Source organism: Streptomyces sp. C, from assembly GCF_000158895.1.
GTDB classification, from domain to species: Bacteria; Actinomycetota; Actinomycetes; order Streptomycetales; family Streptomycetaceae; genus Streptomyces; species Streptomyces racemochromogenes.
On sequence record NZ_GG657750.1, the window covers coordinates 6,005,564 to 6,007,805 of the forward strand.

The window sequence follows — 2,242 nt, forward strand, 5'->3', positions numbered from 1 at the left end:
TCGCGGAGTAGCGGAACTCCAGCTGCCCGAAGGCGGCTTCGGTGCCGAGGCCGGCCCCGGTCAGGGCGCGCAGGTACGCGACGCCGGTGGCCAGGGACAGGCCGAGCTCCTCGGCCGCCGAGCCGCCGGCCTCGTGGTACGGCAGGGCGTCGACCGTCAGCGCGCGCACGCCCGGCCAGGACGCGGCCGCCTCGCGGGCGATCTCCACGGCGGGGGCCGTGTCCAGGGCCTCGCCGGTGCGGGCCTCGTGGCCCAGCGGGTCGATGCCGAGCGCGGCACGGGCCGCTTCGGGGGCCACCTCGCGCTCCGCGTACAGGGCGAGCAACGCCCGTGCGGCGCCGGCGTATTCGGCGCCGGCGTCCAGGGCGACCGGGGCGAGGTCCAGGTAGACGTCCTGCAGGGCGCGGCCCAGGGCTTCGGCGGGTACGCCCTGCCGGCCGACGGTCAGCCAGAGGGAGGTGGTGCCGTTCTCCAGGTCGGCGAGGGCCGCCTCGTTGACCCGTACCGGATCACTGCCCGCGATGCGCTGGCGCACGTCCCAGCCCGAGGCGCTGTTGCCCTCGGGGGTGCCGCCCCGTACGAAGGGCGCGAACCCGGGGAAGCCGGTGTCGGGGCCGTCCGCGTCGGGGCCGTCCGCTTCGGGGCGCGCCGTGTACAGCGGGCGGGTGATGAGCCCGTCCTCTAGCTTGGTGGACAGTGCTGCTTCCGCTGCCTCGCCGGTGACTTCCTTGCCCGACTTGCGCAGTACGCCCTCGACGAGGCGTTGCCACTGCTCATGTGTCGCGTCAGGAAATTCGGCGGCCAGGGAGAGCCCGTCGTCAGGCAGGACCGTCATGGCTCGAATGCTAGGGGTGGCTACTCGGCGGTTACCAGAACCACCGGATGTGATCTCGCCCTCTCAGATGAGCTGTGGGGTCGGGGGCGGGGTGGGAGTGGGGTCGGGGTGGGGTGCAGGCGGGGTGGGGTCCGGGGCGGGGCCCGTGGTGGGAACCGGGGCGCCGCCCGCCGGGTCCCGGAACAGGGGGGCGAGGAGGACCGTCGCGGCGGCCTGGGGGAGTACGGCCGGGCCGGCGTGCGGGGCGACGATCCGGGCGGGGTCGTCGCACACGCGGGACCGCTCCAGGGCGGCGGTGCGGATCTCGTCGAGGTACGCGTCGTGCAGGACGCTGGAGAGTTCCGTGACGACCATGACCGCCGGGTTGAACACGTCGAGGAGCAGGGCCGCGGCCCGCCCGACGTCCCGGGCGCGCTCGCGCAGCAGCCGGTCGGCTCGCGGGTCGCCGGCGGCCGCGGCATCGGCCAGGAGCGGGACCGACGGGTCGGGGACGATGCCCCGCCGGACGGCCTCGGCGCCGAGCGCGGTGTCGGAGGCGGCCGCCTGGAGGCACCCCGTACGGCCGCACGCGCAGGCGGCGCCGGATCCGGGCACGGGGAGGTGGGCGACGTCGCCGGCGGCGGAGCCCGGGCCCTGGTGGACCGCGCCCTCGATGCCGAACGCGGCGTCGACGACGTTGCCGATGAACAGGTGGACGAGGCTGCGGCGGGCCGCCGGGTGCCCGAACAGCACCTCGGCGGCCGCGACGGCCCGGGCGTGGTTGTCGACCCGTACGGGGAGCCGGAGCGCGGCGCCGAGTTCGTCCGCGAGGGGGCGGTCGTGCCAGTCGAGCGCGGGGTGGCGCACGACGGTCCCGGTGTCGGGGCGGACCCAGCCGCCGAGGGCTGCGCCGAGGCCGAGCAGGGGGCGGCCGGTGTCGGAGTCGCGGAGGAAGTCGCGGAGCGCGGCGGCGATGCGGGCGGGGTCGTTCCGCCCGGCGTGGTGGGGGAGGGAGCGGCGGGCCAGGGTCCGGCCGCGCAGGTCGACGAGGCTGAAGGTGGAGGAGGGCACCCCGATGTGCAGCCCGGCGGCGACGGGCCCGCCGACGGCCCCGGTGTGCAGGTCGAGCGGCACCCGCGGCCGCCCGGACCCGGCGTGCGCCGAGGGCCCGGGCAACTCGCGCAGCAGCCCGGCCCGCAGCAACCCGGTCGCCTGCCGCGACACCGCGGCGGGACTCAGCCCGCACAGGGCGGAGATCCCGCTCCGGGCGACGGGCCCGTGGTCCAGCACGGTCCGCAACACGGCGGCGGCATTGGCGGCCCCCCGGCCGTCGCCGGGCATTCTCGTCATGGGTCGATGATGCCGGGCGGGGCTGGGGGGGTGAGGTTGTCCCCCCCATCTCCCCCTCGAGGGGTGGGGGCGGGGCGG

At 77.1% G+C, this 2,242-nt stretch carries 2 protein-coding genes; both read right to left on the reverse strand.

Annotated elements, in window-relative coordinates; genetic code table 11:
• The coding region (locus tag SSNG_RS27075; protein WP_007267116.1) for a methylmalonyl-CoA mutase family protein at nt 1-835 on the reverse strand (835 nt) is incomplete at its 3' end.
• 63 nt (nt 836-898) lie between these two features.
• The gene (locus tag SSNG_RS27080) at nt 899-2,164 is read right to left on the reverse strand and encodes an ROK family transcriptional regulator (RefSeq protein WP_007267117.1); all 1,266 of its coding nucleotides are present in this window, start codon (nt 2,162-2,164) and stop codon (nt 899-901) included.
• Nucleotides 2,165-2,242 lie beyond the last annotated feature (78 nt).

Excerpts from the sequence above, each read along its gene's own strand:
- SSNG_RS27080 (WP_007267117.1), bottom strand. The coding sequence starts at position 2,164 with ATGACGAGAATGCCCGGCGACGGCCGGGGGGCCGCCAATGCCGCCGCC.